Raw genomic sequence first — 17,142 nt, 5'->3', positions numbered from 1 at the left:
ATATGTTCGCCTGCTAAATTATTAACCTTATTTCATATATTTGCTATGAAGAAAAATTTCATAATTGTAGCAGCATCAGTGATGGCACTGATGTCGTGTGGCGGTGAAGAAAAATTATATACAGAGGAACAACTGTTGGGTGAATGGCATGAAGTAATGCCGGTCAACAAGCATATTGTGCAAGGCATGTTGCTCGATAAAGCAAACAAGGCCTCTTCTGTAGGAATGGCTACATTAAAATATAATAATTGGAAGTTGGTCAAAGGAAAACACAAAAAAAACTGTATTGTGCTGTGTGGCGAAAGCATCGGAAACGGACAGACCATACAGTTTTGTGACACCCTTAATATAATAGCATTGCAGAACGACATGCTTACCTTGGGAAAGGGTGAGATGTATAGGATAGAGTATCGTCGTGCGCAAGAGAACACCACGCCTCTGATTGGTGGAAGTGATGCGGCGATGGGGTATACCTATTCTAAAGTCTTGGACAAGAAGATAAGAATATTTGAAGCCGGAACCCGTTTGTTGTCAGCCGTAGACCAGCATTCATCATCCGCAGCTTATGTCGTATTCTCTTCTGATTCAGCTAAGGTTGAAGTGTTTATGCCTGAAGAGACTGTTGTCCTGGAGAAACGTGTGCGCCCTGATGGTTCCGCTGTATGGAATGTCGAGGATGATGATTCGTATATGCTGGAGAAGAGCAACGACGAGTGGATTGTGTCACGGAGAGGTAAAGTTGTTTATTCTTCTACCGGTTTTGAAAATATAATAAAGGCTGATTTTAAAAATAATAAAGGTGAGCAACTTTCAGCTAAGTTCTTTACAAAGGCCGGAGTCGCACAGGTAACCTATTTAGGCGTTGATTATTTGCTTTACCAGTATGTTACGGCATCGGGTTATGGATATAAGAATTCTTTTATTGATATAAGAGGCAAGGGTAAAGACATGACACTGACTTTTGTCGGGAAGGATTCTTCTGTTGAGTTTACCGAACAGTGACGTGCTGCGCTCCTTGCGGCAGTTGTGGGTGCGTAATTTGAGTTTGACATGAATACATAAATGAATGCCGATATTATCGGCATGGATAATTAACCAGATGTATTTGCTATGTCAGACGTGTCCGAACTTGGATGTATTGTTGCGGATATTCATTCCGGTCTGAAAAACTATAAGAAAATATGCTTATATGTCTTATAGACGGCTTGAATATGTGCTTGATTTTGAGTAAACTTTAAGTGAAAGACTGCTTACAGGTTTTAAATCATTAACCTATTGTTTTCGTGTCGTAACTCAGTCACTTTAGGATCAAAAGTGGCTGAGTTACGACACGTAGATTAATGACTTTTTGTTACTCATGCAGAGACTTTGTAGATTAACCACAAGTAGGGCATTTAGATTCTGCAAGGTTGCCGTTAAATGTCTTTATTCTGAAACAGGGTTGAACCAGGACGCTTGTTGATGACATCTCTAGTTTTACTACTTGTCTGAAGCAGTCTGTCGTTATCTTTACGTGAGTTTTGTTTATATAAATATAAAAAGGGGATGCGCCGAAGACACATCCCCTTTTTGTCGTATTGTTTTTGTTTATTAATAGTTTCTTGCTTCAATCTGGAAGTAAGCCTGAGCGTGGTTGCAAACCGGGCAGATGCTAGGAGCCTCTTTTCCAATTACAATGTGTCCACAGTTAGAGCATTGCCAGATGCAGTCTCCGTCCTTAGAGAATACCATCTTGTCCTGAATGTTTTTCAGAAGCTTGCGGTAGCGCTCTTCGTGATGTTTTTCAATTTCAGCTACGCCTTCGAATTTAGCAGCAATCTCGTCAAATCCTTCCTCACGAGCTTCTTTTGCCATACGGGCATACATATCTGTCCATTCGAAGTTCTCACCGGCAGCAGCATCAGCAAGGTTAGCTTCTGTTCCGTTGATTTTGTTTCCGTTCAGATATTTATACCATAATTTTGCGTGCTCCTGCTCGTTTTTTGCAGTCTCCTCGAATATGGCGGCAATCTGTACATATCCGTCTTTCTTTGCTTTAGATGCAAAATATGTATACTTGTTGCGTGCCATTGATTCACCTGCAAATGCTTCCTGAAGATTCTTTTCTGTCTTTGTTCCTTTTAATTCTTTCATAATCTTTTTGTTTTTAATTGTCTGTTAAATCAGATATAAAGTATTAATTTTCAATTTATGATTTTAATGCCAATGATTATATATGTGGTACATTTTCATTTAAGACATTTATGTAGGCAAAGATATTCAATAATATTGAAACAAACAATTTTGTTATGCTTTTTTATTATTTTAAATTGTTATTTCGCCACATATTGATTTGTTCATGTAGCTTTTCACAATTTTATTGTCTGTAAATCTTGCCTGTAGGCACATGAGTTTCGTAACGGCACATTCAACGGTGCTGTCATATCCGCTTATCACTCCGGTGCTCTTGAGTCTGTAGCCGGTGTCGTATCTGGTCATTTCCACGCTTCCCGCAAGACATTGGCTTATGTTTACGATAGTCACTCCTCTTAGGCTGGCCTCTTTCAGAATTCTGGTTAGCCATGGAGCTTTTGGCGCATTGCCGCTTCCGAAGCTTCTCATTACAATAGACCTCAGTTCAGGTGCTTCGAGAACATGGTATATAATCTTTTCCTGTAATCCTGGGAACAGCGAGAATACCACGACATTCGGGTCGATTGCTGTATGCGGCACCATGGGCTTGCTGTAATCAGGCTTCAGTATATATTCTTCATGATATATAATGTTCACTCCGGCTTCTGCAAGATGCGGGAAGTTGAACGACTCGAAGGCGTTAAAGCCGTCGGCATTGGTCTTTGTCGATCTGTTTCCGCGAAGCAATTTGCCGCTGAAGTAGATGCAAACCTCTGGTACCATGGCTGTGCCGTCAGGATGAGACGCAGACGCAATCTCAATACTTGTTATCAGGTTTTCTTTGCCGTCTGTCCGCAATTGGTTAATAGGTAATTGGCTGCCTGTAAGCACAACGGGTTTTGTCAGGTTTTCGAGCATGAAAGAAAGTGCAGACGCGGTATAGGCCATTGTGTCTGTTCCGTGCAAAATAACAAATCCGTCATATTGGTCATATCGCTCAGCAATGATTCTCACCAGCTGCGACCAGAATCTAGGCGACATATCGCTTGAATCTATAGGCTGCGTAAACTGATAAGTTTCGATACCTGTTCTCAACATTGAAAACTCAGGCAGACAACTCACAAGGTGGTTGAAGTCTAAGGGTTCTAACACTCCTGTATCCGGGTTCTTTCCCATACCGATAGTTCCACCTGTGTATATAAGCAAAACTCGGTTTGATCTTGTTATTTTTGACATGGCTGATATTAAATTATTCTTATACGGACATCGTTTATGTATTTTATTTTGTGCAAATATAATTTAAAATAATCTGAAATCAAAAAAAATGATGTATATTTGCATAAATAAAATAGTTAAATTAAAAAATTATAATTAACGCTTTTAATAAAAAACAAACATGAAAAAATTTATGGATGAAAACTTCCTGCTAGAAACATCTACTGCACAGGATCTATTTCATAATCATGCGGCAAAAATGCCGATTATTGACTATCATTGCCATTTGATTCCTGAAATGGTCGCTAACGACCACAAATTCAAGAGCATAACAGAGCTGTGGTTGGGCGGTGATCATTATAAATGGCGTGCTATGCGTACTAACGGCGTTGACGAGAAGTATTGCACAGGAACAGAAACTAGCGATTGGGAAAAATTTGAAAAATGGGCTGAGACTGTTCCTTATACATTCAGAAACCCGCTTTATCATTGGACACACCTTGAGCTGAAGACTGCTTTTGGCATAGACAAGCTCTTGAGTCCGAAGACAGCCCGTGAAATATATGATGAATGTAACGAAAAACTTCAGCAGCCTGAATATACAGCAAGAGGCTTTATGCGTCGTTACAACGTTGAATGTGTTTGTACAACAGACGACCCTATTGATGATCTGAGATATCATAAGCAGACACGCGAGAGCGGATTTGAAATCAAAATGATTCCGGCCTGGAGACCTGACAAGGCTATGGCTGTTGACAATACAAAGAATTTTGCTGAGTATGTAAATAAGCTGGGCGAAGTTGCAGGCGTTTCAATTGCTAAATTCCAGGATATGATTGACGCATTGCAGAAGCGTCACGATTTCTTCCACGAGAATGGTTGCCGTCTTTCTGACCACGGAATTGAAGAGTTCTATGATGAGCCTTACACTGACAGCCAGATAGAAATCATATTTGAAAAAGCTATGCGCGGTCAGGAGCTTTCACAGCAGGAAATTCGTCAGTTCAAGCATTGCATGCTTACAATCTTTGCTGAGATGGATCATGCAAGCGACTGGACACAGCAGTTCCATTATGGAGCAATCCGTGATAACAACAGCCTGATGTTCAAGAAACTCGGACCTGATACTGGTTTTGATTCTATCGGTGAATTCAATACAGCAAAGGCAATGAGCCATTTCCTTGATCACCTTAACGCAGAAGGTAAGCTTACACGTACTATATTGTATACACTGAATCCATGTGCAAATGAAGTTATAGCTACAATGTTAGGAAACTTCCAGGATGGTTCTTGTCCGGGCAAGATTCAGTTTGGTAGCGGCTGGTGGTTTAATGATCAGCTTGACGGCATGACAAGACAGATGAATGCATTGTCAGTGCTCGGCTTGTTGAGCCGCTTTGTCGGAATGCTTACCGACAGCCGTTCATTCCTGTCTTATCCTCGTCATGAGTATTTCCGCCGTTTGCTCTGTAACCTGCTTGGCAATGACGTAGAGAAAGGACTCCTTCCTGACGACAAGGAAAGCCTGTATCGCATGGTTGAGGATATAAGCTACTATAACGCGAAAAACTATTTCAAGTTTTAATGCTTGAAGCATGAATATGGAGCCTCTTTTGCTGAGTCTGTACAGATTATGCAAAAGAGGCTTTATGATTTTTAATTATTGAAATATTTGCCAATATCAAAAAATAGAACTATTTTTGCAAAGTTTTACGATATACGTCACATTTTGTAATATGAGAAAAAATCTTTTTTTTATAGTTTTTGCCGTTTTATGCATGACGTTAGGCAGTTGCGGAAGCAGCAAGCAAATTGCTTATTTTCAGAATGCTGATTCATTGAGCTATGCGGCGTCAAAAGGTTTGTTCGATGCAAAAATAATGCCAAAGGACTTATTGACGATAACTGTCAGCACCACGGATCCAAAGGCTGCAACGCCTTTCAACCTTTCTGTAACCAACACACTAAATGCAACTGGATATTTGTCTACAGGAGCAGGTTCACTGCAGACTTATCTTGTTGACAACGACGGCTTTATTAATTTTCCTGTTGTCGGACAACTGAAAGTTGGAGGTATGACAAAGAGACAATGTGAAAACTATATCCGGGACAAAATACTTCCGTATATGTCAAAAACGGAAAACCCTATAGTTACTGTTAAGATGGCCAGCTTTAAAGTTACTGTAGCCGGTGAGGTTAAGGCTCCGGGTGTATTTAATGTTGACCAGGAAAAGATAAGTGTGATAGAAGCTTTGGCCAGAGCTGGCGACCTTACTATCTATGGTAAGCGTGGTAATGTCTTGCTTATACGTGAGGATGCTACTGGAGAAAAGTCTGTTCACAGACTTAATCTAAATGATGCAAATCTGATAAATTCACCATATTATTACCTTCAGCAGAATGATTATTTGTATGTTGAGCCAAACAGCGTTCAGGCAAAGAACTCTGCAATAGGTTCAAGTACGACAATATGGATTTCTGTTGTCAGTATCCTGACATCTGTAGCTTCGTTGGTGGTTAATGTGTTGAAGTAAGTAAAATATGTGTGGAATTGTTGGTTATTTAGGTAAGAAAGACGCTTATCCGGTGCTGATTAAGGGACTGGGCCGGTTGGAATATCGTGGATACGATAGCGCAGGCTTGGCTTTGCTTAATTCAGACGGAGGATTGAATGTATATAAAACTAAAGGTAAAGTAAAAGATTTAGATACATTTTGTAAAGACAAAAATATCTCAGGAACTGTGGGTATTGCTCATACACGATGGGCAACCCATGGTGAACCTTCATCTGTAAACGCACATCCACATTATTCAGAGTCTAAAAATCTTGCAATTATCCATAATGGAATAATTGAGAATTATGCAGATTTAAAGAAAAAGTTGCAGTCAAAAGGCTTGACTTTCCGTTCTGATACGGATACGGAAGTACTTGTGCAACTGATTGAGTATATTCAGAACAAGAAGAAACTCGACCTCTTGTCATCTGTTCAGGTTGCGCTCCATGAAGTTATCGGTGCATACTCAATTGCCCTGCTTGATAAGCGTGAGCCAGATCAGATCATTGCCGCTTGCAAACAAAGCCCTTTGGTTATTGGTGTAGCAGAAGATGAATTTTTCCTTGCTTCAGATGCAAGTCCGATAATTGAGTATACTGATAAGGTGGCCTACCTTGAAGACGGCAGTATTGCTGTAATGAAACGGGGAGAGAACTTGAAGGTCGTTGATATATTAAATAGGGAACTGTTCCAGAAAATACAGACTGTTGACCTGAATTTAGGTCAGATAGAAAAAGGCGGATATCCGCATTTTATGCTGAAAGAAATCTTTGAACAGCCCGAATGTCTTACTAACTGTATGCGTGGCCGTATAAATGTTGAGGCTACAAATGTTACGTTAAGTGCCGTCATTGATTATAAAGAACGCCTGCTGGCAGCAAAGAGAATAATAATTGTTGCATGTGGAACCTCATGGCATGCCGGACTTATCGGAAAGCAAATAATAGAAAGTTTATGCCGTATACCTGTCGAGGTTGAGTATGCAAGCGAATTCAGATACCGTAATCCTGTAGTTACAGACAATGACGTTGTCATAGCTATATCGCAGAGCGGTGAAACGGCAGACACTTTGGCCGCAGTGAAGCTTGCCAAACAACATGGAGCTTTTATCTATGGCATTTGCAATGCGATAGGATCAAGTATACCGCGTGCTACTGATACAGGTTCTTATATTCATGTCGGACCCGAGATTGGAGTCGCTTCGACGAAAGCTTTTACCGGTCAGGTGATCGTTCTTACTATGTTGGCTTTGGCTTTAGCGAAAGAAAAGCATACTATAGATGAAGATGTATATACGAAAATAGTTAAGGGGCTAAGCAATATTCCGGAAAAGATGGAAGAAACCCTGAAACTTAATGACAGAATATCACGGCTAAGCCGTATTTTTACTTATGCAAGGAATTTCTTGTATTTAGGGCGTGGCTATAGTTATCCCGTGGCGTTGGAAGGAGCATTGAAACTGAAAGAAATCAGTTATATACATGCTGAAGGATATCCTGCTGCGGAAATGAAGCATGGCCCAATTGCTCTTATTGACTCAGACATGCCGGTTGTCGTTATTGCAACGCGTAATGCAATGTATGAAAAGGTCTTAAGCAATATACAGGAAATAAAGGCACGTAAGGGAAAAGTCATTGCGTTGGTTTCAAAAGGTGATGAGACTATAAGTAAAATCGCTGATGAGGTTATTGAATTGCCTGATACAGAAGAATGTCTTGAACCTCTATTGGCTACGATACCATTGCAGTTGTTGGCTTACCATATTGCCGTTTGTAAAGGTAAAAATGTTGATCAGCCTCGAAATTTGGCAAAATCAGTAACAGTTGAATAAAAATATATTAATGAAAAAGCTAAAGAATAATATTAGAAATCCTAGAATCTTGCAGATGATTTTTATATTATGAATTAGCTTTTTAATTTATTATAACGATGATGGAACCATTGAAGCATGAATGTGGAGTTGCAATGGTAAGGTTACTTAAACCATTGGAATACTACCAACAAAAGTATGGCACCTGGATGTTTGGGCTTAACAAGCTCTATCTGATGATGGAGAAGCAGCATAACAGAGGACAGGAGGGAGCAGGCATGGCATGTGTGAATTTAGATGCTGTGCCTGGTTCTGAATATATGTTCCGTGAGCGTGCTGAAGGCTCAAATGCTATAACAGAAATATTTGCTAATGTTCAGAAGCAGTTCAGGAATGTTACGCCTCAGCAATTGGCTGACGTTGATTATGCAAAAAGGAATTTGCCTTTCGCCGGCGAATTATATATGGGACATCTGCGATATTCAACAACAGGCAAGAGTGGTCTTTCTTATGTGCATCCGTTCTTGAGGCGCAATAACTGGCGAGCTAAAAATCTTTGCTTGTGCGGCAACTTCAATATGACCAATATTGAAGAGATTTTTGACAAGCTTGTGAAACAAGGACAATATCCCCGAATTTACAGTGACAGCTATATTACACTTGAATTTATGGGGCACAGATTGGATCGTGAGGTTGAGCGTAATTTTATAGAAGGCCAGAAAAAGGGACTTAAGGATCAAGACATAACACGTTATATAGAGGATAATATAAAGATTAGCAATGTCCTTAAATCTACAATGGCCGATTACGACGGCGGTTATGTAATGTGTGGACTTACGGGTAGCGGCGAAATGTTTTCTATGCGTGACCCGTGGGGCATACGTCCGGCTTTTTGGTACAAGAATGATGAGTTTATTGTTCTTGCGAGCGAACGTCCTGTACTTCAGACAACATTTGAACTTGAATGTGATGACATAAACGAGCTGGAACCAGGATGTGCTTTGATTGTAAAGAAGAACGGTGAAAGTTCTATAGAACGCATACTTGAACCGAGGGGTGATGCAAAGTGTTCGTTTGAGCGCATTTATTTCAGTCGCGGTTCAGACAGAGATATTTATAAGGAACGTAAGAAACTCGGTGAACAATTAACTTCATCGATCTTAAAGGCTGTCAATTACGATACCGAGCATACTGTTTTCTCGTTTATACCCAATACTGCTGAAGTCGCATTCTATGGAATGCTTGGAGGTTTCAAGCGTTATATAAACAACCAGAAGATAGAAAGAATACGTAACTTGGATCATAAGCCGTCTTATGAAGAACTCGAAGAGATTCTGCATCAGTATGTGCGTAGTGAGAAAGTTGCAATCAAGGATATAAAACTCCGTACATTTATAACAGAGGGTGCATCTCGTAATGATCTTGCCGCGCACGTATATGATGTAACCTACGGATCTCTGGTTCCGTATGTGGACAATCTTGTTATAATAGACGACAGTATTGTGCGTGGAACAACATTGAAAGAAAGTATCTTGAAGATTCTTGACCGCTTGCATCCTAAGAAAATAATTATTGTAAGCAGTTCGCCTCAGATCCGTTATCCTGATTATTACGGAATAGACATGCCTAATCTTGAGGAATTCTGTGTATTCCGGGCAACTATTGAGCTGCTGAAGGATCATGGCATGTGTCAGCTGCTTGAAGATACATACAACAAATGTAAGGAAGAAATTCTTAAGCCTAAGAGCGAGATGCGTAACTGTGTTTGTGATATATACAAACCATTTACTGTAGATGAAATAAATAAAAAGATAGTAGAAATGCTTCGCCCGGAGGGAATGAATACACCGGTTGAATTGGTTTATCAGTCTATCGAAGGATTGCATACGGCAATACCTAATCATAAAGGCGACTGGTATTTCACGGGAAATTATCCTACACCAGGCGGAGTGAGATTGGTAAATATGGCATTTATCCGTTTCTATGAAAGTGTGTATCAGTGTGAACGTTAGTTCTGAATGTGTTGGTAATACAAATTATTTAAAAATAAGAGTAGTTGAAAGAACAAAAAGATTTTGAATGTTTCCTGCTGTGCGCATTATTATTCTTTCAAAGAACAGATGTTGACGTACAGATTGATTTCGTTTAAAAATCTTTTATAAAAGAGAGCAAATATGAAAAATGTAACTTTGGTCTTAGAGGATGGCACAAAATTTCGTGGAAAGTCATTCGGATATGACTCTCCAGTAGCAGGCGAGGTGGTGTTTAATACGGCTATGATGGGTTATCCCGAGAGTCTGACAGACCCATCTTATGCAGGTCAGCTGATGGTACTTACGTATCCGTTGGTAGGAAACTATGGTGTACCACCGTTCACAGTGGAAAACAATGGAATTGCCACTTTCATGGAAAGTGATAAGATATATGCATCGGCAATAATTGTTGCAGATTACAGCGAGATGTATTCTCATTGGAATGCTGTTGAAAGTCTTGCAGACTGGCTTAAGCGCGAGCACGTTCCGGGAATAACGGGCATCGACACGCGTGAGCTTACAAAGGTATTGCGCGAGCATGGTGTAATGATGGGCAAGATTCTTTTTGATGATGAGCCTGACAATATCCCGACAGCAGACTATGAAGGTGTTAACTTTGTAGACAAAGTAAGCTGCAAGGAGATTATACGTTACAACGAAGGAGCCGGAAAGAAGGTTGTTCTTGTTGACTGCGGCGTAAAGAATAACATTATCAGATGTCTTCTGAACAGAGGTGTAGAGGTTATACGCGTTCCGTGGAACTATGATTATACGGATATGGACTTCGACGGACTGTTCCTTGCCAATGGCCCCGGCGATCCTGATATGTGTGAGGATGCCGTAAACATTATAAGAAAGCAAATGAGCCTTTCTACAAAGCCTATTTGCGGTATCTGTATGGGTAATCAGTTGCTGGCAAAAGCCGGCGGCGCTACGATTTATAAGCTTAAATATGGTCACCGTTCTCATAACCAGCCTGTGCGTATGGTGGGAACAACCAATTGTTATGTAACAAGCCAGAACCACGGATATGCCGTTGATGCTTCTACTTTAGGAAAAGACTGGGAAGAGCTATTTGTAAATATGAACGACGGTAGCAACGAAGGTATACGTCATAAGACGAATCCTTGGTTCTCAAGCCAGTTCCATCCGGAAGCATGCTCTGGTCCTGTAGATACAGAGTTTATGTTTGACAAGTTTGTTGATGCGTTGAAATAATTTGTTTAACAGGCAGTTAGTGTAATTGCAATAAAAAGAAAAGACATGAAATATAATGATATAAAGAAAGTTCTGCTTCTTGGTTCCGGCGCATTGAAGATTGGCGAGGCCGGCGAGTTTGACTATTCCGGTTCACAGGCCTTGAAGGCGTTGAGGGAAGAAGGCGTTAAAACTGTTCTCATAAATCCTAACATTGCAACCGTTCAGACATCCGAAGGTGTTGCAGACCAGATTTATTTCTTGCCTGTTCAGCCTTATTTCGTAGAGCGCGTTATAGAGAAAGAGCGTCCTGACGGCATATTGCTGTCTTTTGGTGGTCAGACAGCTCTTAACTGTGGTGTTGAATTATATAAGAGCGGTGTGCTCGAAAAATATAATGTTAAGGTACTTGGAACTCCGGTTCAGGCCATTATGGATACAGAAGACCGTGAACTGTTCGTCGACAGGCTTAACGAAATTGACGTAAAGACCATCAAGAGTGAGGCTTGCGAGACTATAGAACAGGCACGCAAGGCTGCAGCTGAGCTGGGATATCCTGTCATCATACGTGCTGCTTATGCTCTAGGCGGACTAGGCAGCGGATTCTGTGACAATGAGGAAGAACTTGACAAACTTGCAGAAAAAGCATTCTCGTTCTCTCCGCAGGTGCTGGTTGAGAAGAGTCTTAAAGGCTGGAAAGAAATAGAATATGAGGTTGTACGCGACCGTTACGACAACTGTATAACAGTCTGCAACATGGAGAACTTCGACCCGCTTGGCATCCATACAGGCGAGAGTATCGTTATTGCTCCTTCACAGACACTTACTAACAGCGAGTATCACAAGCTGCGTGCACTTTCAATAAAAATTATCCGTCATATCGGTATCGTAGGTGAGTGTAACGTTCAGTATGCTTTCGACCCGAAGAGCGAGGACTATCGTGTCATCGAGGTTAACGCACGTCTTAGCCGCAGTTCGGCTCTTGCATCTAAAGCTACAGGTTATCCTTTGGCATTTGTGGCAGCAAAACTCGGTTTGGGCTATGGTCTCTTTGAGCTGAAAAACTCTGTAACAAAGACAACAAGCGCATTCTTTGAGCCCGCACTCGACTATGTTGTATGTAAGATTCCACGTTGGGACTTGAGCAAATTCCGTGGCGTTGACCGCGAACTTGGCTCGTCAATGAAGTCTGTGGGTGAGGTTATGGCTATTGGACGTAACTTTGAAGAGGCTATACAGAAAGGTTTGCGCATGATAGGACAAGGCATGCACGGCTTTGTTGAGAATAAGGAACTTGAGATTGAAAATATCGATGCAGCGCTTCGCGAACCTACTGACAAGCGTATCTTCATCATATCTAAGGCCATGCACAGAGGTTATACAATCGACCAGATACATGACCTTACGAAGATAGACAAATGGTTCCTCTACAAGCTGAAGCACATTATCGACATAGATGAGACACTGAAGAAGTGCAAGAGCGTTAATGTTCTTGGAAAAGACTTGCTGCGCGAGGCTAAGGTATATGGCTTCACTGACTTCCAGATAGCACGTGCCGTAGGCCTGGAGCGCGAACTCGGCAATATGGCTAAGGCCGGACTTGTTATCCGCCAGCTCCGCAAGAGCTATGGCATCCTGCCCGTTGTAAAGCAGATTGACACACTGGCAGCCGAGTATCCGGCACAGACCAACTATCTTTATGTTACATATGCAGGTGTCAAGAGCGACATTACGTTTGAGAACGACAAGCGTTCTATCATTGTTCTTGGCTCAGGTGCATATCGTATCGGAAGTTCGGTTGAGTTCGACTGGTGCGGAGTTCAGGCGCTTAACACAATACGCAAGCAGGGCTATCGTAGCATAATGATAAACTATAACCCTGAAACTGTGTCTACCGACTATGACATGTGCGACCGTCTTTACTTTGATGAGCTTACATTCGAGCGTGTCATGGATATTATCGACCTCGAATGTCCTTATGGCGTCATTGTTTCTACGGGCGGACAGATTCCTAACAACCTTGCAATGCGTCTCGATGCACAGAATGTTCCTATCCTCGGCACATCTGCCAAGGATATCGACAATGCAGAGGACCGTGCCAAGTTCTCTTCAATGTTGGGACGTAACGGCATCGACCAGCCTGAATGGAGCGCACTGACTTCAATGGATGACATCAACAAGTTTATCGACCGTGTAGGCTTCCCTGTATTGGTTCGTCCTTCTTACGTCCTTTCAGGTGCGGCAATGAACGTATGTTCAAACAACGAAGAACTTGAGCGTTTCCTCAAACTTGCAGCCAACGTTTCAGAAGATCATCCTGTTGTTGTAAGTCAGTTTATCGAACATGCGAAAGAGGTTGAGATGGACGCGGTTGCTAAGAACGGCGAAATCATTGCCTATGCAATCAGTGAGCATATCGAGTTTGCCGGAGTTCACTCAGGCGACGCAACAATACAGTTCCCGCCGCAGAAACTTTATTGCGAGACAATACGCCGTATAAAGCGCGTCAGCAAGATGATTGCTCAGGAACTGCACATCAGCGGACCGTTCAACATACAGTTCCTTGCACGAGAGAACGATATAAAGGTTATTGAATGTAACCTGCGTGCTTCACGTTCGTTCCCGTTTGTCAGCAAGGTGCTTAAGATAAATCTCATTGAACTTGCCACTAAGGTTATGCTTGGTCTGCCGGTAGAAAAGCCGGAGAAGAACTTGTTCGACCTCGACTACGTTGGTATTAAGGCAAGTCAGTTCTCTTTCAACCGCTTGCAGAAGGCTGACCCTGTGCTTGGTGTAGACATGGCTTCTACAGGTGAGGTAGGATGTCTTGGTGATGATACAAACACGGCGTTGCTTAAGAGCATGCTGTCTGTCGGCCACCGCATACCTAAAAAGAACATATTGCTCTCTACAGGTGGCGCAAAGCAGAAGGCTGCCATGCTTGATGCGGCCCGTCAGCTTGTAAGCAACGGATACAAGCTGTATGCAACAGTTGGCACATCAAAGTATCTTACAGAGAACGGCATAGAGAACACGCTCGTTTACTGGCCGTCAGACAGCGATAAGAAACCTCAGGCTCTCGACATGCTTCACAATCATGAGATCGATATGGTGGTGAACATACCGAAAGACCTTACTGTCAGCGAGCTTTCTAACGGATATAAGATTCGTCGTGCAGCTATCGACCTTAACGTGCCTCTTATCACAAACGGTCGTCTGGCAAGTGCGTTTATCAATGCTTTCTGCCGTGTTAAGCTTGATGACATCGACATCAAATCATGGGAAGAATATAAATAAGAGATATTTTATCATGTTTATTATAAAGGAGGTGACGCCACAAGACGTCACCTCCTTTATTGTTTTAATTCAAACGGCTCATAATGATTAACCCCAAATCGGGCATTATAGCGCATATTACTTTATCAATTTTGTGCATTGATGCTTTCAGCCAGTCTTTTTGTTTTTATTGGCGTCTTTTTGTCAGATTTTTTTGACATAGCTCACTATGCCTGCGAAAAATCTAACGAAAATCTGCTGTCAAAGAGTTTATGGATATATGGGTCTGGACATCATTATCCTTGCTTAAATGTTGTTTTTTTTGTTGAAAATGTATAATCTATTGAAAACCAATGGCTTATGCCTCTGTTACGCGTGTTGCAGGCAATGTGCCGGTTAGCTTTATTTCATTGCTTTGCAAAAGCATACCTTTTAGCGCGCGATTTGACGTTTTTTGCATTGTAAAAGGTGCCCTTTCGCAATGTAAAAGGGCACCTTTTGTAAAACAGTAAAATATATGCTGAAATGTTATCTGAAAACCACTGATTTAACATTGCTTATTCAGTGATTTTTGGTATGAAACTCATTGAGTTTTGTATGCTGTTATTTTGGATACACTTTGCTACTATTCATGATGTCTGATGCCTGTGCCATTATATGCCAATATGCCTGTTCGTTGTTTCTGCTATCTGTTTTCGTTTTTTTCAGTCTCTGTTTTTCCGTCTTCGTTTTTTATGATATTGTTGCGATACTCTGTTGGCGATATGCCCGTATGCATCTTAAAGAACTTGGAAAAGAAAGAGTTGTTTGAAAAATTAAAGTCGAATGCAATCTGCTTAATGTTCTTGTCAGAATATTTCAGTTCTGCAATGATGTGTTCAACGGCATTGTCGTTGATAAGCGTAAGAGCATTCTTGCCACATACCTTTTTGACAATGGTTGAAAGATATTTTGGTGTATAGCAAAGCATTTCGGCATAATATCCTATTGTCCGGTGCCTTCCTTTATCTGCCGTTACAGCTTCCATGAAGTTGTTGAATATGTAGTCAGATTGCCTGAGACATTCTTCTGAATTGTCGTCAGTGCAGTCTTCATAGCTGTTCTGATATGCTATGGCAATCATTTCCGTAAACATCGCCGATGCGATATGCATGAGTATGTCTTTCTGGAATTTGTCTGCGTCAACGTCTATTTTGTCAGAAATTAAGTCGATATATTTTTTCAATACAACACATTCGTTTTTGGTCATATGCCTGACAGGACAGACGTGCAGATGCTCCATCATTTTCCATGTTCCTTTTTCTGTTTGAGTCATGCGGTGTGCCAAGCGGTTTGAAAAGCATATTATTATAAGCTTATTATCGCTTTTTTCTTCAATTAGGTTTATGAGCGAGTTAGGCAGACATACCAGTATGTCGTTTTTATGGAGACAGAAAACAGTGTTGTTTAACTCTATTTTAAGTTCTCCTTTTTCGCAGTAGACAAACGTGAACTCTTCAATTTTTTCACTTTTGTTTTCATGAAAGATATAGTCGAGTCGGTCAGTTATTTTCACGTAGTCGTTGTCATAAAAATTTTTGCTTGTTTCTTGATTATAAATATTTCTTATGTCTTTGTTCATTTGTTCTGATTTTGTTTGCAAAGATACTAAATTACGGCTTACCTGTAATATTCCTTTTTCCTCAGCCTATGTTCTATTTTCTTCTTTTCTTGCAGGCAGAAGTCAAATTGAACACATCTGAAGGAAATGTTGTTACTGATTCTGCACGGCAAATTGTTACTTTCGCGGCGAAAATCAGATAATATATTAATGATATGAAGAAAAAGATTTTAAACTTGAATGTATGGCTTGTTGCCTTTACATGTTTATTCATTGCAACATCATGCAAGAACAAACCTGCTGAAGTTAACAGGCAGACTTATGCCACTAAGAAAGTGGAGGGGAAGACAGACAAAACAATAACAACTTCTTATTCTGCATCAATTGAAGGTATGCAGGATATCGATATTTATCCAAAAGTTTCAGGATACATAGTAAAACTTAATGTTTCAGAGGGACAGACAGTACGGAAAGGACAAGTGCTTTTTGTTATAGACCAGGTTCCATATCAGACGGCACTTGCCACGGCTGTAGCCAATGTGAAGGATGCTGAGGCAAATCTTGCCACGGCTGAGCTGACATATCAGAGTGCCAAGGAACTTCATGCACAGAAAGTGGTGTCAGACTTTAACCTGAAGACAAACCGTAATGCATATCTGACGGCCAAGGCTAAGCTGGCACAGGCGCGGGCAGAGGAGAGGGATGCACGTAACAATTTGTCTTATACAGAGGTGAAGAGTCCGAGCGATGGTGTTGTTGGAATGCTGCCGTATCGTGTAGGCACATTGGTCAGTCCGTCGATGACAAAGCCTCTTACAACAGTTTCGGATAACTCTAAGATGTATGTATATTTCTCAATGCCGGAAAATCAGCTTCTCACCATGGTGCGTCAGTATGGCACTAAGGACAATGCAATAAAGCAGATGCCGGAAATACAGCTTCAGCTTAACGACGGTTCGATATTCGATGAGAAAGGCAAGATAGAGTCGATAAGCGGAGTGATAGACAAAGAGACCGGAGCGGTAGGCCTTAGGGCTGTGTTCCCGAATAAGTCCAGGTTGCTTTACAGCGGTTCGTCTGGCAATGTCCTGATACCGAGCGAGTTTAAGAATTGTATTGTCATTCCGCAGGAAGCCACAGTGCAGCAGCAAGACAAATACATAGTGTATAAAGTGGTAAACGGCAAAGCTGTTTCAACACTCATAACGGTTGCCCCTTATAACGACGGCAAGGAGTATATCGTCACTGGTGGTCTGAGCATAGGAGACGAATATGTTTCAAAGGGTGCCGGACTTGTGCGCGAGGGAACTATTGTGAAATGATAAAAACAAAAGGGAAAAAGAT

At 41.3% G+C, this 17,142-nt stretch carries 11 protein-coding genes; 8 read left to right on the top strand and 3 right to left on the bottom strand.

Annotation, left to right across the window (positions count from 1 at the left end):
* Positions 1-45 precede the first annotated feature (45 nt).
* Positions 46-1,002, top strand: coding sequence for a lipocalin family protein (locus ACU52_RS08330; protein ID WP_053398460.1), 957 nt, complete (start codon positions 46-48; stop codon positions 1,000-1,002).
* A gap of 588 nt (positions 1,003-1,590) precedes the next feature.
* On the opposite strand, the gene rbr is transcribed toward ACU52_RS08330, so the two are convergent.
* Both rbr and ACU52_RS08315 read right to left on the bottom strand, forming a co-directional pair.
* Positions 1,591-2,133 (bottom strand): rubrerythrin, encoded by a 543-nt coding sequence (gene rbr, locus ACU52_RS08320; RefSeq protein WP_021854154.1) that lies wholly within the window; start codon positions 2,131-2,133, stop codon positions 1,591-1,593.
* A gap of 171 nt (positions 2,134-2,304) precedes the next feature.
* Entirely contained in the window at positions 2,305-3,339 is a 1,035-nt protein-coding gene (locus ACU52_RS08315; protein WP_370799987.1) for an asparaginase, read from the bottom strand.
* 169 nt (positions 3,340-3,508) lie between these two features.
* On the opposite strand from ACU52_RS08315, the gene uxaC reads away from it, so the two are divergent.
* From uxaC to carB, 6 genes are all read left to right on the top strand, one after another.
* Positions 3,509-4,912 (top strand): glucuronate isomerase, encoded by a 1,404-nt coding sequence (uxaC, locus tag ACU52_RS08310; protein WP_021854152.1) that lies wholly within the window; start codon positions 3,509-3,511, stop codon positions 4,910-4,912.
* 151 nt (positions 4,913-5,063) lie between these two features.
* The gene (locus ACU52_RS08305) at positions 5,064-5,861 is read left to right on the top strand and encodes a polysaccharide biosynthesis/export family protein (RefSeq protein ID WP_053398457.1); all 798 of its coding nucleotides are present in this window, start codon (positions 5,064-5,066) and stop codon (positions 5,859-5,861) included.
* Between the two features lie 7 nt (positions 5,862-5,868).
* A complete protein-coding gene (gene glmS / locus ACU52_RS08300; RefSeq protein WP_053398456.1) occupies positions 5,869-7,713 on the top strand; it encodes a glutamine--fructose-6-phosphate transaminase (isomerizing) in 1,845 nt (614 codons plus the stop codon).
* Positions 7,714-7,814: 101 nt separating this feature from the next.
* Positions 7,815-9,704 carry an amidophosphoribosyltransferase gene (locus tag ACU52_RS08295; RefSeq protein WP_053398486.1) on the top strand — a complete coding sequence of 630 codons (1,890 nt, stop codon included), beginning with the start codon at positions 7,815-7,817 and terminating at the stop codon, positions 9,702-9,704.
* Between the two features lie 162 nt (positions 9,705-9,866).
* A complete protein-coding gene (gene carA / locus ACU52_RS08290; protein ID WP_021854148.1) occupies positions 9,867-10,943 on the top strand; it encodes a glutamine-hydrolyzing carbamoyl-phosphate synthase small subunit in 1,077 nt (358 codons plus the stop codon).
* 45 nt (positions 10,944-10,988) lie between these two features.
* Positions 10,989-14,219: a carbamoyl-phosphate synthase (glutamine-hydrolyzing) large subunit gene (gene carB, locus ACU52_RS08285; protein ID WP_021854147.1), complete on the top strand. Its 3,231-nt coding sequence runs from the start codon at positions 10,989-10,991 to the stop codon at positions 14,217-14,219.
* Positions 14,220-14,883: 664 nt separating this feature from the next.
* On the opposite strand, the gene ACU52_RS08280 is transcribed toward carB, so the two are convergent.
* Entirely contained in the window at positions 14,884-15,819 is a 936-nt protein-coding gene (locus ACU52_RS08280) for a helix-turn-helix domain-containing protein (RefSeq protein WP_053398455.1), read from the bottom strand.
* Between the two features lie 194 nt (positions 15,820-16,013).
* Between ACU52_RS08280 and ACU52_RS08275 the strand changes: the two genes are divergently transcribed.
* Positions 16,014-17,120, top strand: coding sequence for an efflux RND transporter periplasmic adaptor subunit (locus ACU52_RS08275; RefSeq protein WP_053398454.1), 1,107 nt, complete (start codon positions 16,014-16,016; stop codon positions 17,118-17,120).
* The last annotated feature ends 22 nt before the right edge of the window (positions 17,121-17,142 follow it).

It is taken from the genome of Xylanibacter rarus, assembly GCF_001275135.1.
In the GTDB taxonomy this organism is placed as follows: Bacteria; Bacteroidota; Bacteroidia; order Bacteroidales; family Bacteroidaceae; genus Prevotella; species Prevotella rara.
This window is presented reverse-complemented; position numbering and strand designations above follow the sequence as displayed.

Excerpts from the sequence above, each read along its gene's own strand:
- carA (WP_021854148.1), top strand. The coding sequence starts at position 9,867 with ATGAAAAATGTAACTTTGGTCTTAGAGGATGGCACAAAATTTCGTGGA.
- ACU52_RS08330 (WP_053398460.1), top strand. The coding sequence starts at position 46 with ATGAAGAAAAATTTCATAATTGTAGCAGCATCAGTGATGGCACTGATG.
- uxaC (WP_021854152.1), top strand. The coding sequence starts at position 3,509 with ATGAAAAAATTTATGGATGAAAACTTCCTGCTAGAAACATCTACTGCA.
- carB (WP_021854147.1), top strand. The coding sequence starts at position 10,989 with ATGAAATATAATGATATAAAGAAAGTTCTGCTTCTTGGTTCCGGCGCA.
- rbr (WP_021854154.1), bottom strand. The coding sequence starts at position 2,133 with ATGAAAGAATTAAAAGGAACAAAGACAGAAAAGAATCTTCAGGAAGCA.
- ACU52_RS08305 (WP_053398457.1), top strand. The coding sequence starts at position 5,064 with ATGAGAAAAAATCTTTTTTTTATAGTTTTTGCCGTTTTATGCATGACG.
- glmS (WP_053398456.1), top strand. The coding sequence starts at position 5,869 with ATGTGTGGAATTGTTGGTTATTTAGGTAAGAAAGACGCTTATCCGGTG.
- ACU52_RS08295 (WP_053398486.1), top strand. The coding sequence starts at position 7,815 with ATGGAACCATTGAAGCATGAATGTGGAGTTGCAATGGTAAGGTTACTT.
- ACU52_RS08275 (WP_053398454.1), top strand. The coding sequence starts at position 16,014 with ATGAAGAAAAAGATTTTAAACTTGAATGTATGGCTTGTTGCCTTTACA.
- ACU52_RS08280 (WP_053398455.1), bottom strand. The coding sequence starts at position 15,819 with ATGAACAAAGACATAAGAAATATTTATAATCAAGAAACAAGCAAAAAT.